The 23,998-nt window shown below is 69.5% G+C and carries 22 protein-coding genes and 1 pseudogene; 18 read left to right on the plus strand and 5 right to left on the minus strand.

What is annotated here, in order from left to right:
* Positions 1-52: 52 nt before the first annotated feature.
* Positions 53-496 carry an SRPBCC family protein gene (locus ACFVGW_RS02390; protein WP_383296438.1) on the minus strand — a complete coding sequence of 148 codons (444 nt, stop codon included), beginning with the start codon at positions 494-496 and terminating at the stop codon, positions 53-55.
* Positions 497-658: 162 nt separating this feature from the next.
* Here ACFVGW_RS02390 and ACFVGW_RS02395 point away from each other — a divergent pair.
* A pseudogene (locus ACFVGW_RS02395) lies at positions 659-877 on the plus strand (radical SAM protein); the annotation flags it as partial.
* 732 nt (positions 878-1,609) lie between these two features.
* On the opposite strand, the gene ACFVGW_RS02400 reads toward ACFVGW_RS02395, so the two are convergent.
* Positions 1,610-2,206 (minus strand): GNAT family N-acetyltransferase, encoded by a 597-nt coding sequence (locus ACFVGW_RS02400; RefSeq protein WP_385850396.1) that lies wholly within the window; start codon positions 2,204-2,206, stop codon positions 1,610-1,612.
* Positions 2,207-2,656: 450 nt separating this feature from the next.
* Here ACFVGW_RS02400 and ACFVGW_RS02405 point away from each other — a divergent pair, with 450 nt between their 5' ends.
* From ACFVGW_RS02405 to ACFVGW_RS02425, 5 genes are all read left to right on the plus strand, one after another.
* Complete coding sequence (locus ACFVGW_RS02405) at positions 2,657-2,806, plus strand: hypothetical protein (RefSeq protein WP_385850397.1); 150 nt, start codon at positions 2,657-2,659, stop codon at positions 2,804-2,806.
* Positions 2,807-2,949: 143 nt separating this feature from the next.
* Positions 2,950-3,117 carry a hypothetical protein gene (locus ACFVGW_RS02410; RefSeq protein WP_385850398.1) on the plus strand — a complete coding sequence of 56 codons (168 nt, stop codon included), beginning with the start codon at positions 2,950-2,952 and terminating at the stop codon, positions 3,115-3,117.
* A 366-nt stretch (positions 3,118-3,483) separates the two neighbouring features.
* Positions 3,484-3,663, plus strand: coding sequence for a hypothetical protein (locus ACFVGW_RS02415; protein WP_385850399.1), 180 nt, complete (start codon positions 3,484-3,486; stop codon positions 3,661-3,663).
* Positions 3,663-3,920 carry a hypothetical protein gene (locus ACFVGW_RS02420; RefSeq protein ID WP_385850400.1) on the plus strand — a complete coding sequence of 86 codons (258 nt, stop codon included), beginning with the start codon at positions 3,663-3,665 and terminating at the stop codon, positions 3,918-3,920. The genes ACFVGW_RS02415 and ACFVGW_RS02420 overlap by 1 nt, the downstream gene beginning before the upstream one ends.
* 235 nt (positions 3,921-4,155) lie before the next feature.
* A complete protein-coding gene (locus ACFVGW_RS02425) occupies positions 4,156-6,444 on the plus strand; it encodes a pentapeptide repeat-containing protein (RefSeq protein ID WP_385850401.1) in 2,289 nt (762 codons plus the stop codon).
* A 442-nt stretch (positions 6,445-6,886) separates the two neighbouring features.
* On the opposite strand, the gene ACFVGW_RS02430 is transcribed toward ACFVGW_RS02425, so the two are convergent.
* Complete coding sequence (locus ACFVGW_RS02430) at positions 6,887-8,374, minus strand: recombinase family protein (RefSeq protein ID WP_385850402.1); 1,488 nt, start codon at positions 8,372-8,374, stop codon at positions 6,887-6,889.
* On the opposite strand from ACFVGW_RS02430, the gene ACFVGW_RS02435 reads away from it, so the two are divergent.
* The 3 genes from ACFVGW_RS02435 (at position 8,375) to ACFVGW_RS02445 (ending at position 11,449) form a co-directional block, all read left to right on the plus strand.
* On the plus strand, positions 8,375-9,232 hold the full coding sequence (locus tag ACFVGW_RS02435) for a radical SAM protein (protein ID WP_385850403.1): 858 nt from the start codon (positions 8,375-8,377) through the stop codon (positions 9,230-9,232).
* 110 nt (positions 9,233-9,342) lie between these two features.
* Positions 9,343-10,959 (plus strand): alpha/beta hydrolase, encoded by a 1,617-nt coding sequence (locus ACFVGW_RS02440; protein ID WP_385850404.1) that lies wholly within the window; start codon positions 9,343-9,345, stop codon positions 10,957-10,959.
* A gap of 76 nt (positions 10,960-11,035) precedes the next feature.
* Positions 11,036-11,449, plus strand: a complete 414-nt coding sequence (locus ACFVGW_RS02445) for a RidA family protein (protein ID WP_385850405.1) — start codon at positions 11,036-11,038, stop codon at positions 11,447-11,449.
* 7 nt (positions 11,450-11,456) lie between these two features.
* On the opposite strand, the gene ACFVGW_RS02450 is transcribed toward ACFVGW_RS02445, so the two are convergent.
* Positions 11,457-12,068: a HEAT repeat domain-containing protein gene (locus tag ACFVGW_RS02450; RefSeq protein WP_385850406.1), complete on the minus strand. Its 612-nt coding sequence runs from the start codon at positions 12,066-12,068 to the stop codon at positions 11,457-11,459.
* Positions 12,069-12,379: 311 nt separating this feature from the next.
* Here ACFVGW_RS02450 and ACFVGW_RS02455 point away from each other — a divergent pair, with 311 nt between their 5' ends.
* From ACFVGW_RS02455 to pssA, 9 genes are all read left to right on the plus strand, one after another.
* Positions 12,380-14,161: a 3-hydroxyacyl-CoA dehydrogenase family protein gene (locus tag ACFVGW_RS02455; RefSeq protein WP_385850407.1), complete on the plus strand. Its 1,782-nt coding sequence runs from the start codon at positions 12,380-12,382 to the stop codon at positions 14,159-14,161.
* A gap of 121 nt (positions 14,162-14,282) precedes the next feature.
* On the plus strand, positions 14,283-15,146 hold the full coding sequence (locus tag ACFVGW_RS02460) for a TetR family transcriptional regulator (protein WP_385850408.1): 864 nt from the start codon (positions 14,283-14,285) through the stop codon (positions 15,144-15,146).
* A 392-nt stretch (positions 15,147-15,538) separates the two neighbouring features.
* Entirely contained in the window at positions 15,539-16,876 is a 1,338-nt protein-coding gene (ccrA, locus tag ACFVGW_RS02465; RefSeq protein WP_352192379.1) for a crotonyl-CoA carboxylase/reductase, read from the plus strand.
* Positions 16,877-16,890: 14 nt separating this feature from the next.
* Positions 16,891-18,903, plus strand: coding sequence for a protein meaA (locus ACFVGW_RS02470; RefSeq protein WP_352192380.1), 2,013 nt, complete (start codon positions 16,891-16,893; stop codon positions 18,901-18,903).
* Positions 18,900-19,865, plus strand: a complete 966-nt coding sequence (locus ACFVGW_RS02475) for a CoA ester lyase (RefSeq protein ID WP_260226713.1) — start codon at positions 18,900-18,902, stop codon at positions 19,863-19,865. The genes ACFVGW_RS02470 and ACFVGW_RS02475 overlap by 4 nt, the downstream gene beginning before the upstream one ends.
* 5 nt (positions 19,866-19,870) lie before the next feature.
* Complete coding sequence (locus tag ACFVGW_RS02480) at positions 19,871-20,395, plus strand: MaoC family dehydratase (RefSeq protein ID WP_030320137.1); 525 nt, start codon at positions 19,871-19,873, stop codon at positions 20,393-20,395.
* Positions 20,396-20,397: 2 nt separating this feature from the next.
* Positions 20,398-21,603, plus strand: coding sequence for an acyl-CoA dehydrogenase family protein (locus ACFVGW_RS02485; protein WP_015037484.1), 1,206 nt, complete (start codon positions 20,398-20,400; stop codon positions 21,601-21,603).
* Between the two features lie 180 nt (positions 21,604-21,783).
* Entirely contained in the window at positions 21,784-22,440 is a 657-nt protein-coding gene (locus ACFVGW_RS02490; protein ID WP_329114007.1) for a phosphatidylserine decarboxylase, read from the plus strand.
* Positions 22,433-23,308, plus strand: a complete 876-nt coding sequence (pssA, locus tag ACFVGW_RS02495) for a CDP-diacylglycerol--serine O-phosphatidyltransferase (RefSeq protein ID WP_385850556.1) — start codon at positions 22,433-22,435, stop codon at positions 23,306-23,308. Before ACFVGW_RS02490 ends, pssA begins: the two co-directional genes overlap by 8 nt.
* Positions 23,309-23,374: 66 nt before the next feature.
* Here the strand turns inward: pssA and ACFVGW_RS02500 are convergent, their stop codons facing one another.
* Complete coding sequence (locus tag ACFVGW_RS02500; RefSeq protein WP_385850409.1) at positions 23,375-23,986, minus strand: GNAT family N-acetyltransferase; 612 nt, start codon at positions 23,984-23,986, stop codon at positions 23,375-23,377.
* Between the last annotated feature and the right edge of the window lie 12 nt (positions 23,987-23,998).

Consider the following 23,998-nt stretch of genomic DNA (forward strand, 5'->3'; position numbering starts at 1 on the left):
CGCCGGCGCGGGGGTCGCGCGAAGACCACTCGAATCGGTGAGCGCGGGAGCGTTACTTCTCCACCTCGGCGGCGAGGTTGGCCAGCACGGCGTCGTAGATGCGGCCGAGGCCCTTGGGGGCGAAGGTCTTCTCGAAGAAGCCCCCGATGCCGCCGGCGCCGTTCCAGACGCTGGTGACGACGGCGCGGGATGTGCCCTCCCCGGCCGGGGTGACGGTCCAGGTGGTGACCATGGAGGAGTTGCGGTCCTTCTCGACGAGCTGACCGTCGGTCGGCTCGGTGACCTCCAGGAGGCAGTCGCGGATCCGCTTGCTGGTGGCCTGGAGCTTCCAGTGGACGAGGGTCCCCTCGCCGTCGCCGCCCTCGCGCACCTCGTACTCGCTGAAGTGCTCCGGCAGCACCTTCGCGCGGGTGCCGCTGTAGTCGGCCAGAGCGTCGAACACCGTCTCCGCGTCCGCCGCGATGATCCGCTCCGTGGTGGCCTCGACCTGCGCCATTGCACTTCCTCCAGCACTTGGTTCCTCAGGGGTGTGGCACCAGCCAACCACCTGGGCGCGGGCCTCCCAAATCCGGGCCTCCCCACCGGCTTGCGACGATCAAGGGAACATGTGTTCTATTCTGTGTCCAGGGCCGAGGAGACAGCTACCGAGGAGGCGTCCATGCGCTGGGACAACCTGGGCGACGACAGCGCCGCCGGGACCGCTCTGTTCGGTACGGACGCGGTCACCACCCGTACGTTCGACACACCCGAGTTCCGCGGGATCACCTTCCACGAAGTACGGGCCCGCTCGATCGTGAACCGGGTGCCGGGCGCCTCCCGCATGCCCTTCGAGTGGACGGTCAACCCGTATCGCGGCTGCACGCACGGAATCCTGTACTTCCCACTAGGCCCCGCAAGCGCCTAGCCGCCTGACCTGCGCAGACACGAGAGAGCCCCCGCCGGATCGCCGGGTGGGGGCTCTTTGCTGTGCTCGCGGACGGGTGGGTCAGCGCCAGCGCCGTTTCGACGAACCGCCGACACCAGCACTTCCCGCAGCCGTCCTCTTCCGTATGCTGATTGGGCAGGTGCTCGCAGGTTGCGCACTTGTGGCCCTCGCGCCTGACGATCACGCCGGTCCCCACGTGGCCGCACCAGCACACGTTGGGCGCCGGGTTCTCGCTCGTCGGGTGCCAGGAGGCAGACGACGTCGGGTTGGTCTCCAGCCGCCTTGGCTGGTTGAACAGCGACACCTCGCTCTCTGGAATGCGACTGTCGGCCGTAGAGCCGAAGCTGAGCCTATGAACCTCTACGCGTTCGATGAGCTCTCTGGAGACATGACCGATGACTTCGGCCCGGGTGACGTGGCCCGGCCCATCAAGGCCACCCATGCCGTCCCTGTCGGATCACAGAAGGCCCTCTGCGGCACCTCCATACAAGGGATGGAACGCGTGAGCCTGGGGCCCCAGGGAACTGACGCGCCGTGGCCACCCCCCAACAGGCGGAAGTTCCGGTGCTCCCAATGCGCGGAACGGCTCGACGAGTGACCTGGCACCGAGGACGTCAACTCAACCGCTCCCCCCATCCTTCCCTCCTCATCGTTGGCATCTCGGTTGCCGGCCGCGTCAACAAGTCAGGGGAATGACACCCTAGAGGGCTTGGGCCTCGCGCGGATCTCCTCCAGGTGGGTTTGCACCTGGCCCTCCGCCTGATCCTGCGCCCACCTGCCGCAGCAGGCCGGGCAGAGACCGGACAGCTGGTCCTCGCAGTCGCAGTCGGCTGCGACGTCCGCCAGCTCCGTCTCCCGCCAGTGCAGGACCACGTCCAGCAGCTCGTCAGAGTGCGGGGCCTCCTGGATTCCCAGTTCAGCAAGCAGTGGAGCGGCGGTCGCGGACACGGGAGGCCTGGCCCGGATACCGTCCCTGCCTCGGTCGTGACGGCGGGCCCACTGGTCCACCTCGCTGAGGAGGACCCGGGCCACACCCTGGCGCCGGAAGGCCGGCGCGACGAAGAGCAGCTCAACCTGCCAGTCGTGGGTATGCACGCCCGCGAAACCGACGATCGTGGCGCCATGACAGGCGAGGATCGTCGCAAGGTCACAGGCCACCGCGCGCCCCAGAGGAACCGAGCCGGACAGTGCCCCTTCGCAGAGGTACTCGGCGAACATGCCGGTGACGGCCCGACGGTCACCGTCGTCCTCGGGCCTATAGGCACGGATGCTGAGGGCCATCACGAGATGCTCTCCACAAGTGGTGTGAATGCGGCCAGGCGCCGGGCGACGCCTCCCCCATCATCAGCTCGTCCATCGAACTCACCAGGTTCCGACAAACACCGGCCCCGTCGCACACCACTGCGACGGGGCCGCTCACTGCCACAGCCCCGGTACCGCAATGCGGTCCGGGGCGCTCTGTTGTGCTCGGTGGTCAGTCGTCACCCCACGAGTCCAGGGAGTACGTCCGAGAGTGCGGGAACCGACGCTTCCACCAGTTGGAGTCCCAGTCGTCAGAGTCGCACTCCTGGACCGGGGCCGAAGGGCGCGGAGCCCATACGGGACCGGGACCGGCTCCCCCGCATGGATGGCGCGTACAGCCTCCCGGACGATCGCCACGGGGTTGCCGAGCTGCGCCAGGTTGAACCACTCCCCGTGCGCCCGGTACCGCTGGAACGCGGAGTGAAGCCGGTGGAACAGCCGCGCTTCACCCCCGGCGAGGCGGGGGCCCTTCAGTCCTTCCCGGGTGATTGGCCGTGGTCGGGGCGGGACATCGGTCAGCAGATCGGCAACGCCTGCCCGCCGGTCCTCGCGAAGACGCTCCTCGGGGCCCTGGCCTGAGTCAGGCAACAGTCTCATCGCCGCCGAGTTCGGCACCAATCCACCAGGGGGGAACCCATGCCCGACGCCACACCCATGCGCGCCGCCCGGCTCGTGGCCGACCTCTCCGCCACTGGATTCCGTCTTCGAAAGGTGTTCGCCTGATGGCCCTGGACGACGCGACGCGGGCCCGGATCCGCGAGCACGCCGAGCGTCTCGCCGCCGCTGCGCCCCCGCTCACGAGCGAAACGCGGGACCGGCTCGCCGGGTTGCTGAAGGACTCCAGGCGCGCAAGCACCGCCGAGCGTCCGCCGCTCCGCCTCGCCGCCTGAGACGCACCACAACACGAAGCCCCGGCGCCGTAACGGCGACCGGGGCTGAAGTGGTGAAAGACGAAAGCCCCGGCGGCAACCGGGGCTCTTCGTAGACCGAGCCGTTCACAGCGGCGAGATCAGCTACTCAATGGAGCCAGAAGGCCCGGTTACCTGAGTGATCGCAAGTCGAGCGCGGAGGCGCGTGTCAGCGCCCACGCACTGACGGAACTGTGGGCCGGCGCCCTTATCGCATGGACGGACGCGGACCTCCCGACGTACGGGACGCCCGAGTGAGCCGCCCTCGGCCCGGACGACCCCCGCCGTCTCGCGAGCGCGCTGCACGCGGCGGAAATGTGGCGGCGGTTCGGCGACGAGGAGGGTCTGGTGCAGTGGCTCACCGATGTCTCCCGGGTCCACACCTTCGCCAAGGAGGCACCCGCCCCGTACCGCCGCCGACCGGCGCACGTGCTGCGCGCAACCCCGGGGTGGCCGCCGATCGCGTTGCCCGGACGGCCCGGGGTCTATCTGACCGCCGAGTGCGACGAGATGCGGCGGGCCGCCTGATGACCGTCACGGACGAGGCGCCCCAGGCGTGCGCCACCTGCGGCGAGCCCGCGCCGCTCCACCTTCCGGGCGGCGGGCACGAGTTCACCCCGGCCGAGGTGTCGGCACCGGTCACGGTCCTTCCGAACGATGACGACTCCCTGGACACCCTCACGGCGTGGATGGCGTCCCGGGACGGCGACGACCTCAGCCCGCATCCGCGCCTTTCCCGTCCTCGACTGCCCCGGGGACTCCCGGACGTTGTAAGGGTGTTGTGAGCGGGACAGGTGGCCCTCACGGACAGCCGCAGCCGCCGGCATCCCCTGGAGAGATCAATGTCCGCGATTACGACGGTCCGGTGATGAAACCCTCTGAGATGGCGGCTCATCCACGTACGGCACGTTCGAGAGGTGGGGTCGGATCTTTGCCGCTGCCCATCGCCGTCAGGCGTGAACCGTTCCCGTTCCCAGGGACGTCTGTACGGGCACCCAGACACCTTGGAGCCGCACACCCATGAGCGCACTCCCGACGACACCGTCCTGGCCGCACTGCGCGCACGGCGCGGACCCTGCCACCGATCCTGTCGGCTGCCGCGGCATCCACGTCCCCGGCCACACCGCGTGCCTCGCCCACCTGATCGACAGCGATCGGGATGCCTATCTGGACAGCCTGACACCCGGCGCGAGCATTGACCACCGGGGCACCACGTTCACCCTCTCCCTCCTCACCGCCTTGCTCAACGCCCTCCGCGACCCCTCAACCGGTAACACACGATCAGGCGCCGCTCGGTTCGGGTCGGCAACCTTCGAGAGCGGCGCCGGGTTCGGGTCGGCAACCTTCGAGGGCGACGCCGAGTTCGATTCGGCGACATTCGAGCGCGACGCCAGGTTCGATTCGGCAACCTTCGAGCGCTACGCCACGTTCGAGTCGGCAACCTTCCAGGACACCGCTTGGTTCTGGTCGGCGACTTTCAAGAGCTACGCCGTGTTCGATTCGGCGACATTCGAGCGCGACGCCGGGTTCGGGTCGGCGACATTCGAGCGCGACGCCAGGTTCGATTCGGCAACCTTCGAGAGCGACGCCGGGTTCAGCTCGGCAACCTTCAAGGACAACGCCGAGTTCGAGTCAGCAACCTTCAAGGCCGACGCCGGGTTCGGGTCGGCAACCATCAGGGGCGCCGCCAAGTTCGGGTCGGCGACATTCGAGCGCCGCGCCTGGTTCGAGTCAGCGACCTTCAAAGGGAAAGCCGGGTTCGGGTCGGCGACCTTCAAGGGAAACGCCGAGTTCGGGTCGGCGACCCTCAAAGGAGACGTCTGGTTTGGGTCGGCCACCTTCGAGAGCCACGCCATGTTCGGGTCGGCGACCTTCGAGGGCGGCGCCTGGTTCGAGGGCACCTTCAAGGACGTGGTCCAATTCGAGTCGGCGACCTTCAAGAGCTACGCCATGTTCGGGTCGGCGACCTTCGAGGGCGGCGCCAAGTTCGAGTCAGCGACCTTCAAGGGCGAGGCTGGGTTCTGGTCCACGACCTTCGAGAGCTACGCCGGGTTTCGGTCGGCGACCTTCGAGAGCGGCGCCGGGTTCCGGACGGCGACCTTCGAGAGCGACGCCAGATTCGAGTCGGCCACCTTCAAGAGCGACGCCAGATTCGAGTCGGCCACCTTCAAGAGCGACGCCAGATTCGAGTCGGCCACCTTTGGGGAGGCTGATCAGTTCGGGCCTTTCGTGTGTGCTGGGCGGGTTAGGCTGTCTGGCGCGGTGTTTGGCGGTCCCGTGACCCTGTCATTCGCCGCGCGCCGTCTGGAGTGTCACCGGACTCGCTGGACTGCCACTGCCGAGGTCCGTCTGCGCTACGCCACGGTGGACTTCGCGCATGCAGTGTTCGAGTATCCCCTCACGATCGCCGCCGAGCCGGATCCCTTCGTACTCACCGGCGGCCGACAACTCCCCGAAGAGGTTTTTGAGGGCGCGCCCGGCCCCGGGGTGCGGATGGCGTCACTGCGGGGAGTGGATGCGGCTCATCTCGTCCTGGCCGACGTCGAGCTGTCGGGCTGCTTGTTCGCCGGCACCGTGCACCTGGACCAGCTCCGCCTGGAGGGAGCCTGCACGTTCGACACGACTCCGGCCGCCGTGCACTGGCGGCGCTGGCGGCCCGTACGGTTCACCGCGCGCCGGGTCCTGGCCGAGGAACACCACTGGCGCGCCACCCAGCCGCAGTCAGTGCCGGGCTGGAACGTGGCGGTCCTCGGCGCCGGGCGGACGGGACCGCTGCAGCTGGCTCCGGTGTACAGAGCGCTGCGCAAGGCATTCGAGGACAGAAAACACGAGCCGGGGGCTGCGGACTTCTATTACGGGGAGATGGAAATGCGCCGCCACGCCGACGACATCCCCCGCAGCGAGCGAGGCCTGCTCACCGCCTACTGGGCGCTGTCCGGCTACGGCCTGCGCGCCTCCCGCGCGTTGGCCTGGCTCGGGACAACCATGCTCCTCACCGTCGTCTTGCTGATGGCCTTCGGCCTCGCCCAGGAGACCCCGAAGCAGACCGCCTCCGGCACCGTCCCGGCAGACGGTGGCACGGTTACCTTTGAACTCGACAAGGACGATCCCCGAAACCCCACCGGCAACCGGTTCACCAGCAAGCGCTTCGAGAAGGCCCTGAACGTCACCCTCAACTCGGTGGTGTTCCGCTCCTCCGGGCAGGACCTCACCACCGCTGGGGCCTACATCGAGATGACCTCCCGCCTAACCGAACCTGTCCTACTGGGCCTGGCCGTCCTCGCTGTCCGCAACCGAGTTAAACGCTGACGGCCCTGCCCTACCGCGTGGATCCCTGAGACCTACTACCTGCACCATCGATCAGGCCTTGGAGCTGCACAGAATTCCCCCCTAGACAACGAGGGAGAAGCCGAATGGGGAGGGAACGACCGCAGCGGGCCGCCGGGCCTGGCGGACGGGGGGGAGACAACTCGGCGCCGCGACCCTCCGACAATGCGGGCCGAGGCAACGGCGGCATTCGACCCTGCCCCGGCACACGCCGTACAACTTCTCCAGAAGCGCTGGCGATGGGCAGCGACTCACTCTCTGTCATGCCGGGAGGGTAGGTCCCGGATGGTCCCGGCGTCTCCGGATTTCGCCTAGTCCGCGTGATCACGCCTGGGTCCGAGTAACTCGACTGACGGGATGCACTCCGTGAACGTGAGGACCTGCGAATCCGGAGCAGCTGCGGGGGTGTTCCGTGTGCCCGCCGTCAGGCGCGGGGGGCGATCCGCACGGTGTCCGGGTTGAACGGCCGGCGACCGCCGCCGCCCGCCCGGTCCACGGTCACCTCGGCGAGGAGGTCCACCACGGCTCGCCTGCGTTCCAGGCTGAGCCTCTTCCACGCGGCGCGCACGTCGTCCGCGTCCACGAGGCCCGAGAGGATCCGTGCCCGCTGCGGGTGGGCCATGCGGCTCTCGACCCCAGCGAGGCGCTCGCGAAGGAGCCGGGTCGCGTCTCGGAACTCCATCACGTCGGCCTCGTCGTCGTCCGCGAACGCGGCGGCGAGGGCCTTCAGCCGGGTCCGCAGCGCTACCGCCTGCGTCCGGAGATCCTCGGCACCTGGGGCGGTCTCGTCGTGGAACAGCTCGGCCGCGTCAGGGCGGGTGAGCCTGGCAAAGATGAACTCCTCCACCAGGAGGTCCACCGGTTCCATGTTCCGGCTCAGGTGCTTGCTCAGCCGACACCGGTATGTGGGCTGCGCCGTCGCCTCGCCGCCTCCCATGTGGAGTTCGGCCACGTCCCCCGGGCGGCCGTCGTCACCCTCGGCCACCTCGCTCTTCTTCCCTCCTCGGGAGCCGCTCGTCACGGTGGTTCCGTCGGCACAGACACCGCACAGAGCGATGCCGGAGAGGAGGTGGCGCCGCGCGGGTCCCGGGGAGGTGGCCCGGTCCTCGGTCTCGAAGATGTGCTGAGCGGCGCGCCACAGATCCTCGGGGATACCTGCCGGCCACTTCCCCTCGTACAGCTCCCCCTCGTACTCGCGCAGTGCCGCGTACCGCGGGTTCTTCAGTACCCACCGCACTCCGTTGTTGGTCCAGGCATCCCCGTCCTTGTTGAGGATTCCTCGCTCGCGCAGGTCTCGCGTGATGCCGGACACCGACCTCGTGACCACGAACGTCTCGTACGCCTTCACGACCTCGGGCATCTCCTCGGGGATGATCGTCCAGCCGTCTGCGCTGTAGCCGAACGCCCTCGGGCCGGTCGCGGGGAGGCCCTTCTCCACCCGCTGACGCATCTCCCGTTTCTCGCGCTCGCTCATCTGCTCCACCTCGAACGAGTCCACCTCGCCGAGGAGCCCCGCGAGGAGCCGGCCACTCGCGGTGGTTAGGTCCAGCTCGGGACCCTTGACGGCGAGGATCGAGACGCCGTGCGCGCGGAACAGCTCCATCCCCTCGGCCCGCTCGCGCCGGTTGCGCCACAGTCGGCTCAGAGCAGCCACGATCACGACGTCCACCCGATCGGCGCGCACGGCGGTCAGGAGCCGTTCGTAGTCGGGGCGCAGCCGCTTGCCGGTGGTCGCCGAGATGTCGTTGTCGGTGTACCGCCCCTGAACCGGGATGCCTCGCGCGAGGGCGAGCGCCCCGGCATCCTCGTCCTGACGGGTGACACCGTCCCCGGTGAGTTCGTCGTCTCGGCTGATCCGGGTGTAGATCGCACCCTGCTGAAAGCCCGTCATGGCCGCCCCGCTCTCGGTCACTTGAGTGATGAGATCCTAGCGGGTCGTTTCGGGCAGTACAGGTGCGTCTACTGCTTCGCCCGCAAGACCCACAGCTATCTGGACCTCGACACCGGTCTCGGCTTCGACTCCCAGATCGTGGTGAAGGTCAACGCGCCGGAGCTGGTGCGCCGCCAGCTCGCCTCCCGCCGCTGGCAGGGCGCGCACATCGCGATGGGCACCAATGTCGACTGCTACCAGCGGGCCGAGGGCCGCTACGGCCTGATGCCTGGGATCATCGAGGCCCTGCGGGACCACGCCAACCCGTTCTCCATCCTCACCAAGGGGACCCTGATCCTGCGCGACCTCGACCTGCTCGTGCAGGCCGCGGAGGTGACCGAGGTCGGCATCTCCGTCTCCGTCGGCTTCACCGACCGGGAGCTGTGGCGCACGGTGGAGCCCGGGACGCCCTCCCCCGAGCGGCGCCTGGACGTCGTCCGCACGCTCGGCGAGCACGGCATCGGATGCGGGGTGCTGATGGCCCCGGTGATCCCCTTCCTCGGCGACCGCCCCGAGCAGCTGCGGGAGACCGTGCGCGCGGTCGCGGAGGCGGGCGCGACCTCCGTGACCCCGCTCGTCCTCCATCTGCGGCCGGGCGCGCGCGAATGGTTCTTCACCTGGCTGCGGCGGCACCACCCGCACCTGGTGGGACGGTACGAGCGGATGTACGCGGCCGGGGCCTACGCGCCGACCTGGTACCAGCGCCGGATCACCCGTCAGGTGCACGAGCTGGCGGCCGAGTTCGGCATCGGACCGGCCCACCGGGGCGCGCCACGCCGGATCTCCGTAGGCGACGAGCCCGCACTCGCCGGGGCGCCCGAGCAGCTCAGCCTCCTCTGACGGCGCATCACGGGACCCGGAGGATCTGAACGGACCGGACGCATCGCCTGATCGGGTCAACTCTCGCCGGAACAGGTCCTTCCCCGTGCACTCCGGGGCACGGACGCCCTATGACCACACGTGCAGGAATGCTGCTCGCCGCTGGAGCGCTGGTCGCCGGGACGGCCACCGTCCTGCCCGCGTCCGCGGCCCCCCGGCCCGAGCCGACCCCCCGCCCGATCGCACCGCTCGTCTGGAGCGGCTGTGCCACCTCGGCGTATCCGAAGCTCCAGTGCGCCACGCTCAAGGTGCCGCTGAACCACGACGACCCGGCCGGGCGGAGCATCACGCTGGCGCTGACCAGGATCCCGCACTCGGCGAAGGAGTCCCAGGGGCCGCTGCTCGTGAACCCGGGCGGACCGGGCGGCAGCGGACGGACCCTGGCCGGGTACGTGGCCGCCGCGCTGCCCGCGGCGGTGGCGGCGCAGTACGACGTGATCGGCTTCGATCCGCGCGGGGTCGGCAGGAGCGAGCCCGCGCTCGACTGCAGGCCCGGCCACTTCACCCCGGTACGCCCCGACTCGCTCCCGAGCGGTGCGGAGGCCGAGCAGCAGGGCGTCGAGCGGGCGCGGGCCTTCGCGGCGGCGTGCGGGGAGAAGTACGCAGACGTCCTGCCGTACATCGACACGGTCAGCACGGCCAGGGACATGGACGCGATCCGCGAGGCGCTCGGGGCGCCCCAGCTCACCTATCTGGGCTACTCCTACGGCACCTACCTCGGCGCCGTGTACGCGCGGCTCCATCCGGAGCGGGTGCGCCGGATGGTGCTGGACTCCGTCGTCAACCCGCAGGGCGTCTGGTACGAGGACAACCTGGCGCAGGACCTCGCCTTCGACACCCGCCACAAGGACTTCATGGCCTGGGTGGCCCGCCAGAACGCGACGTACAAGCTCGGTTCGGACCCGGCGGCGGTCGAAGCCGCCTGGTACCGGATGCGGGACGCGCTGCGCGAGACCCCGGCGGGCGGCAAGGTCGGCCCCGGCGAGCTGGAGGACACCTATCTGCCCGGCGGGTACTACAACGGCTACTGGCCGTCGCTCGCCGGGGCGTTCTCGGCGTACGTCAACGACGCGAACGCGGTCCCGCTGACCCGGGTGTACGAGAGCTACGCCGCCCCGGACAAGGCGTCGGACAACGGCTACTCGGTCTACGCGGGCGTCCAGTGCCGGGACGCGAAGTGGCCGCGCGACTGGAACACCTGGCGTACGGACAACTGGGACGTGCACGCCAAGGCACCCTTCGCCACCTGGAACAACGCCTGGTACAACGCTCCCTGCGCGTTCTGGCCGGTGGACTCGCTGACGCCTCCGGACGTCACCAACGACGAGGTGGCGCCGGTACTGATCCTCCAGGCGACGGACGACGCGGCCACCCCCTACGAGGGCGCGGTCGCGCTGCGGCGGATGGTGCAGAGCTCCAGCCTCGTGGTCGAGGCGGGCGGCGGGAACCACGGAGTGACCCTGGCCGGCAACGACTGCATGGACGGGCACCTGGCGACGTACCTCTCCACGGGGGAGGTGCCCCGCGGTGACGGCCTGTCGGAGGCGGACGCGGTCTGCGAGGCGCTCCCCGAGCCGAAGCCGCTCAAGGCGGGCTCCGCTCCCCGCAACGGCTCCGCGCCGGACGGCACGGCGCCGGACGGGCCGGGCGGCGCGGTCCTGCACGGGCTCCTCGGCCACGCGCGCTGAGGATCGGCACCCGCACGGGGAGGCCACGGAAGGGGGCCGGCCCCGACTGTCGGTGGCGTGCGCGAGGATGTCGGGCATGAGTACGCACCTGACCCATGTGTCCGCCCCCGACGGTCTCGCGGCCAGCCCCCAGTTCAGCCATGTCGTGTGGGGCACGGGCCGGTTCGTCGCGATATCCGGCCAGTGCTCCCTCGACGCGTCGGGCGCCGTGGTCGGGGCGGACGACCCGGTCGCGCAGGCCCGCCAGGTCTTCGCGAACCTGGGCCGCTGCCTCGCCGCCGCGGGCGCGGGGTTCGAGGACGTGGTGAAGCTGACGTACTTCCTCACCGACGTCGCCCATCTCCCCGCCGTACGGACGGCGCGGGACGAGGCCTTCGGCACGGCGCCGCTCCCGGCGAGCTCGGCGGTCCAGGTCTCCGCGCTGGTCCGCCCGGAGCTGCTGATCGAGATCGAGGCCTTCGCCCTGGTCCCGGAGGGCGAGGCCGGCTAGGGCCTGATCAGAGGGACGGGCCCTGGGGGGCGAGCCGGGCGAGCGCCTCTGCGGCCGCCGGGCCGAGGCGCGGGTGCGGGAGGGCCGCCTTGAGCGCCGGCAGGGCGCGGGGGTCGCCGAGGGTGCCGAGCCCCTCGGCGCAGGCGACGCCGACGCGCCAGTGGGGGTCGTCGGTCCCCAGGCGCCGTTCGAGGACGGTGACGAGGGCCGGCACGGACTCGGGGGCGCGCAGGTCGGTGAGCAGCCGCACCGGCAACAGGGCGTAGGCGGCGCGGAGTTCGTTGGTGGCGAGGGCGGCGGCGGCGCGCGCGGTGCGCGGGTCGCCGAGCCGGGCCAGGGCGTACGCGGCGGAGACGCAGCGCTCGGGGTCGCGGTGGTTGAGGAGCAGGACCAGGGCTTCGAAGGCCCGGGGGTCGCGGACGAGGCCGAGCCGGAAGGCGGCGATCTCGCGGGCCCAGAGGGGTTGGCCGGGCGCGGTCAGGACGCGGGCGGACGCCTCGGGGTCGTCGGTGGCGGCGAGTTCTTCGAATGCCTTTCGATCACTTTCCGTGCCGTCGTGGATCTCGTCCCGCAATCGATCGATCATCGAGCAGAATTCGGGGTCCTGGGCGATTTCCATGGCCGTCAGCGTATCCGCGATCCAGATCACATTTTCCGAACTCCCCGGGACTGGCGCGCTCGTTACCCGCCGGTTAATCTCAGGTGAGCGGGTCACCCCCCGCAACCTCACAACGGCCTGGTGACGCAGCCGTCGTGAGTTCGAGTTTGTCGGTTCGGCAGTTTTCGATGTGACTCCGGGACAGAGTCCATCGCCTTTTCCACGCGATCTCTTCGCGCTTCCGTCGCGAACTCCCGCGTTTTCCGTTCGCGATCTGTTCGCGCCCGCACGCGCCGCCTTCAGTCGTCACTCTTCCCTCCTGGAGTCCCCTGATGGACACCCCTCTCTCCACCATCGCCGTCGTCGGTCTCGGCACCATGGGCAAGGGCATCGCCGATGTCCTCGCCCGGGCCGGCCGCGAGGTCATCGGCATCGACATCAGCGAAGCCGCCACCACCCAGGCCGTAGCCGCCCTGGAGGCGTCCACCGCCCGTGCGGTGGCCCGCGAGCGGATCACCGAGGAGGAGCGGCAGGACGTCCTCGCCCGCTTCCGCACCTACTCCGACCTGCAGGCGGCGGCCGACGCCGACCTCGTGATCGAGGTCGTGCCGGAGTCGTACGAGGCCAAGCAGGAGGTCTTCCGGGCCCTGGACGCCATCGTCCGGCCCGACGCGATCATCGCCACCGGCACCAACGCCCTCTCGGTGACCCGGCTCGCCGCCGACTCCGCCCACCCGGAGCGCGTGCTCGGCCTGCACTTCTTCACCCCGGTCCAGGCCATGAAGCTGGTGGAGATCGTCTCCTGCGTCCTCACCGCACCGCAGGCCGTCGAGGCCGTCACCGCCCTCGCGCACGACCTGGGCAAGGAGCCCGTCGCGGTCGGCGACCGCCCCGGCTTCGTCGCGGACGGCCTGCTCTTCGGCTACCTCAACCAGGCCGCGGCGATGTACGAGGCGAAGTACGCCTCCCGCGAGGACATCGACGCCGCCATGAAGCTCGGCTGCGGTCTGCCGATGGGCCCGCTGGAGCTGCTCGACCTGATCGGCATCGACACCGCCCGCACCGTCCTGGAGGCGATGTACAGCGAGTCGCGCGACCGGCTCCACGCCCCCGCGCCGATCCTCAAGCAGCTCAGCGAGGCGGGCCTCTCGGGCCGCAAGTCGGGCCGCGGGTTCTACACGTACGACGCGGCCGGCTCGGCCACGGTGGTCCGTGACGCGCTGACCCCGCTGGAGAGCGCCGCCGCCGGCGGCGGCCGCGAGGTCCGCTCGGTCGGCGTCGCCGGCTCCGGCACGATGGCCTCCGGGATCGCCGAGGTCTTCGCCAAGGCCGGGTACGAGGTCGTCCTCTCCGCCCGTTCCCAGGAGAAGGCCGACACCGCCAAGGCCCGGATCGCGAAGTCCCTCGCGCGCTCCGTGGACAAGGGCCGGATGACCGGCGAGGCCCGCGAGGAGACGCTGGCCCGGATCACCCCGGCCGGTTCGCTCGACGCCTTCGCCGAGGTCGACCTGGCCGTGGAGGCGGTCGCCGAGGACCTGGCGGTCAAACAGGAGCTGTTCGCCCGGCTCGACAAGATCTGCAAGCCGGGCGCGGTGCTCGCCACCACGACCTCCTCGCTGCCGGTCGTCGCCTGCGCCCGCGCCACCTCGCGCCCGCAGGACGTCATCGGGATGCACTTCTTCAACCCGGCGCCCGCGATGAAGCTGGTGGAGATCGTCCGTACGGTCCTGACGGCGGACGACGTCCACGCCACGGTCCGCGAGGTCACCGCGAAGATCCGCAAGCACCCGGTGGACTGCGGCGACCGGGCCGGATTCATCGTGAACGCGCTGCTCTTCCCGTACCTGAACAACGCGATCAAGATGGTCGAGGAGCACTACGCGACCCTGGACGACATCGACGCCGCCATGAAGCTGGGCGGCGGCTACCCGATGGGTCCGTTCGAGCTGCTCGACGTCGTCGGCCTGGACGTCTCGCTCGCCATCGAGCAGGTCCTGCACCGCGAGTTCCGCGACCCGGGCCTGGCTCCGGCACCGCTTCTGGAGCACCTGGTGGCGGCCGGCTGCCTCGGCCGCAAGACGGGGCGCGGCTTCCGCGAATATGCCCGACGCTGAGCCCTACGCGGGCTGGGGAGGGTTGCTGAGCCCCGGGAGTGCCCACGGCACCCCCGGCACGGGCCCGGGCGACCCTCCCCCACCTGGGCACACTCCCGCACTGATGCAGTACGTTCAGGACATGTCCAAGGCCGCGAAGTCACCCCGTGCCACGTCCACCTCCGACAGCCAGGAGAGCGCGGCGGGCACCCGTGCGGCCGCGCAGCGGCTGAAGATGCGCCGCGAGCTGGCGGCCGCGGCCATGGAGCTCTTCGCGACGAAGGGGTACGAGGCCACGACGGTCGACGAGATCGCGGCGGCGGCCGGGGTCGCCCGCCGGACCTTCTTCCGCCACTTCCGCTCCAAGGAAGAGGCGATCTTCCCCGACCACGACGACACCCTGGTGCGGGCGGAGGCGGTGCTGAACGCCGCCCCGCCGCACGAGCACCCGCTGGACACCGTCTGCCGGGGCATCAAGGAAGTCATGAAGATGTACGCGGGGTCCCCGGCGGTCTCCGTGGAGCGGTACCGGCTCACTCGTGAGGTGCCCACGCTCCGGGAGCGCGAGATCGCCTCGGTGGCCCGCTACGAGCGGCTGTTCACCCGCTATCTGCTGGGCCACTTCGACGAGCGCGACCACCACGACGGCAACGACGACCCGCTGCTGGCCGAGGTGGCCGCCTCGGCGGTCGTCACCGCCCACAACCACGTGCTGCGCCGCTGGCTGCGGGCCGGCGGCCAGGGGGACGTGGAGACGCAGCTGGACCACGCCTTCGCGATCGTCCGGGAGACGTTCGGTACGGGCATAGGCGCCCGGCCGGTCTCGGCCCCGCAGGCGGCCACGCAGGCGGCCCCGCAGACGGCCGCACAGGGCCCCCGGACGGCCCCGCAGGCTCCCGCGGCGACCGCGTCCACCGAGGGCGGTGTGCTCGTCGCGGTGGCGCGTACGGACGCTCCGCTCGACGAGGTCATGCGGACCATCCAGGACGCGCTCAGGCGCGACTGACCACCGGACTCACGAACGACGAGGGCCGCCCCCACCCGGGGGCGGCCCTCGTCCCGTTTTGCCCCCACATTCGATCGATCATCGCTCATGTGTGACCAGCAGATTGCATATGAGTGAAATTGTTGGCACGCAGTGCCTTGTCAGGTGACACGCGGTGCCATACGTTGATGTTGTCCGGGCGGCCGGCGCGCCGAGGTCTCCTCGTGCGCCGGCTGTCCCCACAAGCCATCGTGATTGTGCGCCCGGACGCCTGCGTCACAGGCAACCCTCAGCGCCCACCCGGCGCCGCCACCGCACCACCCCGCCGAACCGACGGCACACCTCCAGAGCAGCACTCCCCGCCGTAACCCTCAGCGCGTCTCCCTCAGACGCCGCACCGCCGGAGGCACCCCGTGAAGGACATCCTGGACGCGATCCAGTCCCCGGACTCCACGTCCTCGGACTTCGCCAACATCAAGCTCCCCGAGTCGTACCGAGCCGTGACCGTCCACAAGGACGAGGTCGAGATCTTCGCCGGCCTCGAGAGCCGCGACAAGGACCCGCGCAAGTCGCTCCACCTCGACGACGTCCCGCTGCCCGAGCTCGGGCCGGGCGAGGCGCTGGTCGCTGTCATGGCCAGCTCGGTCAACTACAACTCGGTCTGGACCTCGATCTTCGAGCCGGTCTCCACCTTCGGCTTCCTGGAGCGCTACGGACGCCTGTCGGAGCTCACCAAGCGCCACGACCTGCCGTACCACATCATCGGTTCCGACCTCGCGGGCGTGGTGCTTCGCACCGGCCCCGGCGTCAACGCCTGGAACCCCGGTGACGAGGTCGTCGCGCACTGCCTCTCGGTCGAGCTGGAGTCCTCGGACGGCCACAACGACACGATGCTCGACCCCGAGCAGCGCATCTGGGGCTTCGAGACCAACTTCGGCGGCCTGGCGGAGATCGCGCTCGTCAAGTCCAACCAGCTCATGCCCAAGCCCGACCACCTGAGCTGGGAGGAGGCGGCCTCTCCCGGTCTCGTCAACTCCACCGCCTACCGCCAGCTGGTCTCCCGCAACGGCGCCGGCATGAAGCAGGGCGACAACGTCCTGATCTGGGGCGCGAGCGGCGGGCTCGGCTCGTACGCCACCCAGTTCGCGCTGGCCGGTGGCGCCAACCCGATCTGCGTCGTCTCCTCCCCCGAGAAGGCCGACATCTGCCGCTCGATGGGCGCCGAGGCGGTCATCGACCGCAACGCCGAGGGCTACAAGTTCTGGAAGGACGAGAACACCCAGGACCCGAAGGAGTGGAAGCGCTTCGGCAAGCGCATCCGCGAGCTCACCGGCGGCGAGGACATCGACATCGTCTTCGAGCACCCCGGTCGCGAGACCTTCGGCGCGAGCGTCTACGTCACCCGCAAGGGCGGCACCATCACCACCTGCGCCTCCACCTCGGGCTACATGCACCAGTACGACAACCGCTACCTGTGGATGTCGCTGAAGCGCATCATCGGCTCGCACTTCGCCAACTACCGCGAGGCGTGGGAGGCCAACCGCCTGATCGCCAAGGGCAAGATCCACCCGACGCTCTCCAAGGTCTACTCCCTGGAGGACACCGGCCAGGCGGCGTACGACGTCCACCGGAACCTGCACCAGGGCAAGGTCGGCGTCCTCGCGCTCGCCCCCGAGGAGGGCCTCGGCGTGCGCGACCCGGAGATGCGCGCGAAGCACATCGACGCCATCAACCGCTTCCGTAACATCTGAGCCCGGGACCGTACATGACAGAGCGTCAGAAGGACCGGCCGTGGCTCATGCGGACCTACGCCGGTCACTCGACCGCCGAGGCGTCCAACGAGCTGTACCGGCGCAACCTGGCCAAGGGGCAGACCGGTCTCTCGGTCGCCTTCGACCTGCCCACGCAGACCGGCTACGACCCCGACCACATCCTCGCCCGCGGCGAGGTCGGCCGGGTCGGGGTCCCGGTCTCGCACCTCGGTGACATGCGCCGGCTGTTCCAGGACATCCCCCTGGAGCAGATGAACACCTCGATGACCATCAACGCCACGGCGATGTGGCTGCTGGCGCTCTACCAGGTGGTCGCCGAGGAGCAGGGCGCGGACGTCACCCGGCTCCAGGGCACCACCCAGAACGACATCGTGAAGGAGTACCTGTCGCGCGGGACGCACGTCTTCCCGCCCGGCCCGTCGCTGCGCCTCACGACGGACATGATCACCTACACGGTGAACAACATCCCGAAGTGGAACCCGATCAACATCTGCAGCTACCACCTGCAGGAGGCGGGGGCCACTCCGGTCCAGGAGATCTCGTACGCGATGTCCACCGCGATCGCGGTGCTCGACGCGGTCCGGGACTCCGGCCAGGTCCCCGCGGACCGCTTCGGCGAAGTCGTCGCCCGCATCTCGTTCTTCGTGAACGCGGGCGTCCGCTTCATCGAGGAGATGTGCAAGATGCGCGCCTTCGGCCGCATCTGGGACAAGGTCACGCGTGAGCGGTACGGCATCGAGAACGACAAGCAGCGCCGGTTCCGCTACGGCGTCCAGGTCAACTCGCTCGGCCTGACCGAGGCGCAGCCGGAGAACAACGTCCAGCGGATCGTCCTGGAGATGCTGGCCGTCACGCTCTCCAAGGACGCCCGCGCGCGCGCCGTCCAGCTGCCCGCCTGGAACGAGGCGCTCGGCCTGCCCCGGCCCTGGGACCAGCAGTGGTCGCTCCGTATCCAGCAGGTGCTCGCCCACGAGTCCGACCTGCTGGAGTACGAGGACATCTTCGCCGGGTCGCATGTGATCGAGGCCAAGGTCGACTCGCTCGTCGAGGAGTGCCTGGCCGAGATCGACCGGATCCAGGAGATGGGCGGCGCGATGGCCGCCGTCGAGTCCGGCTACCTCAAGTCGCAGCTCGTCTCCTCGCACGCCGAGCGGCGCGCCCGGATCGAGGCCGGCGACGAGAAGATCGTCGGTGTGAACATCTTCCAGTCGACCGAGGAGAACCCGCTCACCTCGGACCTCGACACGGCGATCATGACCGTCGACCCGGCGAACGAGGCCAAGGTCGTCGCGAAGCTCCACGAGTGGCGCGACAACCGTGACGAGAACCGGGCCCAGGAGTCGCTCGCGGCCCTCAAGGCCACGGCGGCCGGCGACGGCAACCTCTTCGCCGCCACCCTGGAGTGCGCCCGCGCGGGTGTCACGACGGGAGAGTGGTCCTGGGCGCTGCGGGACGTCTTCGGTGAGTTCCGCGCCCCCACCGGCGTGTCGTCGGCTCCCGTGGCGGTGACGGCCGAGGCGGGCACCCCGCTGGCTCTCGTACGGGAGAAGGTGGCGCGGACGGCCACGGAGCTGGGCTCCGGGCGGCTGCGGCTCCTGGTCGGCAAGCCGGGCCTGGACGGCCACTCCAACGGGGCCGAGCAGATCGCCGTGCGCGCGCGTGACGCCGGTTTCGAGGTGGTCTACCAGGGGATCCGGCTGACGCCCGAGCAGATCGTCAACGCGGCCCTCGCGGAGGACGTGCACTGCGTGGGTCTGTCGATCCTCTCCGGCTCGCACGCCGAGCTGGTCCCGGACGTCCTCGACCGCCTCCGTGAGGCAGGGGCGACCGACGTGCCGGTCATCGTCGGCGGGATCATCCCGAACGCCGACGGCGCAGAACTGAAGCGCGCGGGTGTGGCCGCCGTCTTCACACCGAAGGACTTCGGTATCACGGAGATCATCGGCCGTATCGTCGACGAGATCCGGAAAGCGAACAAGCTCGACCCCCTGGAGGTCCCCGCATGACCAGCCCCGTGAACCGACTCCGCCCGCGTCGCTCGTGTCTGGCGGTCCCCGGCTCCAACCCGCGCTTCCTGGAGAAGGCCCAGGGGCTCGCCGCCGACCAGGTCTTCCTCGACCTGGAGGACGCCTGCGCGCCGCTGGCCAAGCCCGAGGCCCGCCACACCATCGTCAAGTTCCTCAACGAGGGCGACTGGACCGGCAAGACCCGTGTCGTGCGCGTCAACGACTGGACGACCCACTGGACGTACCGTGACGTCGTCACCGTCGTCGAGGGCGCCGGCCAGAACCTCGACTGCATCATGCTGCCGAAGGTCCAGGACGCCCAGCAGATCGTGGCGCTCGACCTGCTGCTGACGCAGATCGAGAAGACCATGGGCTTCGAGGTCGGCAAGATCGGCATCGAGGCGCAGATCGAGAACGCCCAGGGCCTCAACAACGTCAACGCGATCGCCACGGCCTCGCAGCGCGTCGAGACCATCATCTTCGGGCCGGCCGACTTCATGGCCTCCATCAACATGAAGTCCCTGGTCGTCGGCGAGCAGCCGCCGGGCTACGACGCCGACGCCTACCACTACATCCTGATGAAGATCCTGATGGCCGCCCGCGCCAACAACCTCCAGGCGATCGACGGTCCCTACCTGCAGATCCGCAACCCCGAGGGCTACCAGGCGGTCGCCCGTCGCGCCGCCGCGCTCGGCTTCGACGGCAAGTGGGTGCTCCACCCGGACCAGGTCGCCGCCGCGAACGAGATCTTCTCCCCGTCGCAGGAGGACTTCGACCACGCAGAGCTGATCCTGGACGCGTACGACTACTACACCTCCGAGGCCGGCGGGAAGAAGGGCTCGGCCATGCTCGGCGACGAGATGATCGACGAGGCCTCCCGCAAGATGGCGCTGGTCATCTCCGGCAAGGGCCGCGCCGCCGGCATGGAGCGCACCACCAAGTTCGAGATCCCGGAGGCCTGAGTCCGATGCAGTTCGGCCGCACCTACGAAGAGTTCGAAGTCGGCGCCGTGTACAAGCACTGGCCCGGAAAGACGGTCACCGAGTACGACGACCACCTCTTCTGCCTGCTGACGATGAACCACCATCCGCTGCACATGGATGTGAACTACGCCGAGAACACGACGGACTTCGGCAAGAACGTCGTCGTCGGCAACTACATCTACTCCCTGCTGCTCGGCATGTCCGTCCCGGACGTCTCGGGCAAGGCGATCGCCAACCTGGAGATCGAGTCGCTGCGCCACGTGGCCCCGACCTTCCACGGCGACACCATCTACGGCGAGACCACGGTCCTCGACAAGACGCCGTCGAAGTCGAAGAACGACCGCGGCATCGTCTACGTCGAGACCAAGGGCTACAAGCAGGACGGCACCCTGGTGTGTGTCTTCCGCCGCAAGGTGATGGTCCCCACCGAGACGTACATCAAGGAGCGCGGCGGCGAGCAGCCCGGCCGCCCCGAGCTCATCGAGCCCGCGAAGAAGACGGAGAAGTAGCCATGGCCCGACTCGCCCAGACCGCCGGGCTCACGGATGTCCAGCAGGAGATCCTCAAGACCGTCCGGGAGTTCGTCGACAAGGAGATCATCCCGGTCGCGACCGAGCTCGAGCACCGCGACGAGTACCCGCAGCAGATCGTCGACGGGCTCAAGGAGCTCGGCCTCTTCGGTCTGATGATCCCCGAGGAGTACGGGGGTCTGGGTGAGTCGCTGCTCACGTACGCGCTGTGCGTGGAGGAGATCGCCCGCGGCTGGATGTCGGTCTCCGGCATCATCAACACCCACTTCATCGTGGCGTACATGCTCAAGCAGCACGGCACGCAGGAGCAGAAGGACTACTTCCTCCCGCGGATGGCGGCCGGCGAGACGCGTGGCGCGTTCTCGATGTCGGAGCCGGGCCTCGGCTCGGATGTGTCGGCCATCACGTCGAAGGCGGTCAAGGACGGCGACGAGTACGTCCTGAACGGCCAGAAGATGTGGCTGACGAACGGCGGAACGTCAACGCTGGTCGCCGTTCTCGTCCGAAGTGACGAAGGACACCCGGAGGGCACCGCGCCCCACAAGTCGATGACGACCTTCCTCGTCGAGAAGGAGCCCGGTTTCGGAGAGGTCCGCCCCGGCCTCACGATTCCCGGGAAGATCGACAAGATGGGTTACAAGGGCGTCGACACGACCGAACTCATCATGGACGGACTGCGCATTCCGGCCAATCGGGTCCTCGGCGGGGTCACCGGCCGAGGGTTTTACCAAATGATGGACGGCGTGGAGGTCGGCCGCGTGAATGTCGCGGCCCGTGGCTGCGGCGTCGCGCAGCGTGCTTTCGAACTGGGTGTCTCGTATGCCCAGCAACGTCACACTTTCGGCAAGGCGATCGCCCAGCACCAAGCGATTCAGTTCAAGCTGGCCGAGATGGCTACCAAGGTCGAGGCCGCTCATGCCATGATGGTGAACGCAGCACGCAAAAAGGACTCCGGGGAACGAAACGACCTCGAAGCAGGGATGGCGAAGTACCTCGCCTCCGAATACTGCAAGGAAGTCGTCGAGGACGCTTTCCGTATCCACGGTGGATACGGGTTCTCGAAGGAGTACGAGATCGAGCGTCTCTACCGTGAGGCTCCGATGCTGCTCATCGGTGAAGGTACCGCCGAGATCCAGAAAATGATCATTGGTCGCCGACTGCTCGAGGAGTACCGGTTCCAGGGTTGATTGTCGCTTTTGAGTCGGTTCGGCCGCGAAGAAGATCACACCCTGTCAGCATCGTCTGAGGGTTTCCGGCCGACCGACTCGGCTTCTGGCTTACCCAGTTGCGGCTCCCAACCGATAGCATCGAAGGAAAGCCGCCGTCCCCCGTTGCCAGTGCGGCATCATCCGCTACGAAGGTCATCCATGCCCCACAGCCAAACCTCTGCACCTCGCGACAGCCTCGCCGGCGTACGCATCGCACGCGGAGCATCGCCGTGGCTTCTGCCGACCGTCGCCACCGCGGCGCTGAGCCTCGTGCGTGCGCGCAGGTCCCGGCGTGCCGCGGCCATCGCCGTGCCCACCACCGCCCTGGCGGCGGGCATGCTGTGGTTCTTCCGCGACCCCGAGCGCGAGATCGCTCAGGGCCGGGTCATCTCCCCCGCCGACGGTGTGGTGCAGAGCATCATGCCGTGGAAGGACGGACGCACCCGGGTCGCCATCTTCATGAGCCCGCTGAACGTCCACGTCAACCGCGCGCCGCTGGCCGGCACGGTGACGTCCGTGGAGCACGTGCCCGGTGGGTTCGTGCCGGCGTTCAACAAGGAGAGCGAGAACAACGAGCGCGTTGTCTGGCACTTCGACACCGAGCTCGGTGACATCGAGATGGTGCAGATCGCCGGTGCCGTGGCCCGGCGCATCGTGCCCTACATCCCCCAGGGGACGAAGGTCGAGCAGGGCGAGCGCATCGGTCTGATCCGCTTCGGGTCGCGCGTCGACATCTACCTTCCGGAGGGTGTCGACGTCGCCGTCGAGGTCGGTCAGACCACGACCGCGGGGGTGACTCGCATTGACCGTGATTGATCCCGACACCCGGGCCGCCGAGTGGGTCGCCGACAGCGACGCGGAGGAGGCCGAGGACGCCGAGGAGATGCCGCTGTCGCTGAGGCTGTCCATAGCGGACGCCCTCACGCTCGGTAACGCGACGTGTGGATTCATGGCGGTGTACTTCACCACCACCGGCATCCTCATCCCGCACCTCACGGGCAGCACGGAGACCGGCATGGCGCGCAACAGCGCCGCCACCGCCGTGATCCTGATGCTCGCCGCGGCGATCTTCGACCTGTTCGACGGCATCGTGGCGCGCAAGCTGCGCTCGTCGCCGATGGGCGCCGAGCTCGACAACCTCTCGGACCTGATCAGCTTCGGTCTGGCCCCGGCCTACTTCGTACTCGTGTACGGCATGGTCACGCCGGGCGCGCAGCAGAAGGTCTCGGCGGTGGCCGCGATCGTGGTGCTGCTCGCGGTGGTGCTGCGGCTGGCGAGATTCTCGTGCGTGACGATGAAGGACGGCATGTTCCAGGGCATGCCGAGCCCCTTCGGCGCGCTGACGGTGGTCTCGATCGTCCTGCTCGAGCTGCCGTTCATCCCGACGCTGCTGGCGATCATCGGTGTCGCCTGGCTGATGGTGAGCCGGGTCGAGTACCCCAAGCCGCGCGGCATCCTCGCGGTGGCGATGCTCAGCTGGATCGTGGGTGCGATGGGCATGCTGGCGGCCTGGGCGTTCGACGCGCCCGGCGGGCAGCTGCTGCTCCAGACCGGCTGCGCGCTGCAGGTGGTGCTGGGCGCCGTGATCCCGCTCTTCGCGACGGCCCGGCGGGTGAACACCTTCCGCGACAACCGGCGTGAGAACCGGGAGGCGCGGCAGGCGGAGGCGGCTCAGCTGCCGTAAGCGGTACGTGTACGACGACGAAGGGCCCGGGTGCGGGAAGCAACCGGGCCCTTCGTCGTATCCGGATCAGGGCAGGCGCTTGTAGTAGAGCGTGGTGGGACGGAGGGTCCCCGCCGGGTCCGCGGCGAAGTCCGGGATCGTTCCGGCCGCGGTCCAGCCCGCCTTGCGGTAGAGCCCCTCGGCGGGGCTGTCGGTCTCGGTGTCCAGGATGAGGAGCGTGAGGCCCTCCCGGGCCGCGTGGGCCTCCGCGGCGGCCAGCAGGCGGCCGCCCAGACCCCGGCCCCGGGCCTCCCGGTGGACGATCAGCCGGGCGACCTCGCCCCGGTGGCGGCCGTTCGGTTTCTCGGTCCGTACGAGCGTCACCGCGCCGAGGACCTCGCCCGCGGGCCCCTGGACCGCCCAGACGTCCCGTACGCCCCGCTCGGCCTCCTCGGCGACCGTCTGCCACCAGGAGGCCGCCTCGGCCGGGTCCAGGGGCGCGAGGAAGCCAAGGGAGGCCCCGCCGGCCACGGCGTCGACGAGGAGGGCGGCAAGACCGTCGGAGGCCTGGGCGCGGATCGTGGACGCGTCAAGGCGCGCGACCGAGGGGGCGGGCGCGGTGGGCGCGGACCGGGTGGGCGCGGGCGCGGCGGTGACGGGTGCGCCGGTGGCGGGCGGCGGGGTGACGGGTGTGCTCATGGGCCGAGCCTC

Source organism: Streptomyces sp. NPDC127129, assembly GCF_042671585.1.
GTDB lineage: Bacteria > Actinomycetota > Actinomycetes > Streptomycetales > Streptomycetaceae > Streptomyces.

Excerpts from the sequence above, each read along its gene's own strand:
- ACFVGW_RS02390 (WP_383296438.1), bottom strand. The coding sequence starts at position 496 with ATGGCGCAGGTCGAGGCCACCACGGAGCGGATCATCGCGGCGGACGCG.
- ACFVGW_RS02400 (WP_385850396.1), bottom strand. The coding sequence starts at position 2,206 with ATGGCCCTCAGCATCCGTGCCTATAGGCCCGAGGACGACGGTGACCGT.
- ACFVGW_RS02410 (WP_385850398.1), top strand. The coding sequence starts at position 2,950 with ATGGCCCTGGACGACGCGACGCGGGCCCGGATCCGCGAGCACGCCGAG.
- ACFVGW_RS02420 (WP_385850400.1), top strand. The coding sequence starts at position 3,663 with ATGACCGTCACGGACGAGGCGCCCCAGGCGTGCGCCACCTGCGGCGAG.
- ACFVGW_RS02425 (WP_385850401.1), top strand. The coding sequence starts at position 4,156 with ATGAGCGCACTCCCGACGACACCGTCCTGGCCGCACTGCGCGCACGGC.
- ACFVGW_RS02440 (WP_385850404.1), top strand. The coding sequence starts at position 9,343 with ATGACCACACGTGCAGGAATGCTGCTCGCCGCTGGAGCGCTGGTCGCC.
- ACFVGW_RS02445 (WP_385850405.1), top strand. The coding sequence starts at position 11,036 with ATGAGTACGCACCTGACCCATGTGTCCGCCCCCGACGGTCTCGCGGCC.
- ACFVGW_RS02450 (WP_385850406.1), bottom strand. The coding sequence starts at position 12,068 with ATGGAAATCGCCCAGGACCCCGAATTCTGCTCGATGATCGATCGATTG.
- ACFVGW_RS02455 (WP_385850407.1), top strand. The coding sequence starts at position 12,380 with ATGGACACCCCTCTCTCCACCATCGCCGTCGTCGGTCTCGGCACCATG.
- ACFVGW_RS02460 (WP_385850408.1), top strand. The coding sequence starts at position 14,283 with ATGTCCAAGGCCGCGAAGTCACCCCGTGCCACGTCCACCTCCGACAGC.
- ACFVGW_RS02470 (WP_352192380.1), top strand. The coding sequence starts at position 16,891 with ATGACAGAGCGTCAGAAGGACCGGCCGTGGCTCATGCGGACCTACGCC.
- ACFVGW_RS02475 (WP_260226713.1), top strand. The coding sequence starts at position 18,900 with ATGACCAGCCCCGTGAACCGACTCCGCCCGCGTCGCTCGTGTCTGGCG.
- ACFVGW_RS02480 (WP_030320137.1), top strand. The coding sequence starts at position 19,871 with ATGCAGTTCGGCCGCACCTACGAAGAGTTCGAAGTCGGCGCCGTGTAC.
- ACFVGW_RS02485 (WP_015037484.1), top strand. The coding sequence starts at position 20,398 with ATGGCCCGACTCGCCCAGACCGCCGGGCTCACGGATGTCCAGCAGGAG.
- ACFVGW_RS02490 (WP_329114007.1), top strand. The coding sequence starts at position 21,784 with ATGCCCCACAGCCAAACCTCTGCACCTCGCGACAGCCTCGCCGGCGTA.
- ACFVGW_RS02500 (WP_385850409.1), bottom strand. The coding sequence starts at position 23,986 with ATGAGCACACCCGTCACCCCGCCGCCCGCCACCGGCGCACCCGTCACC.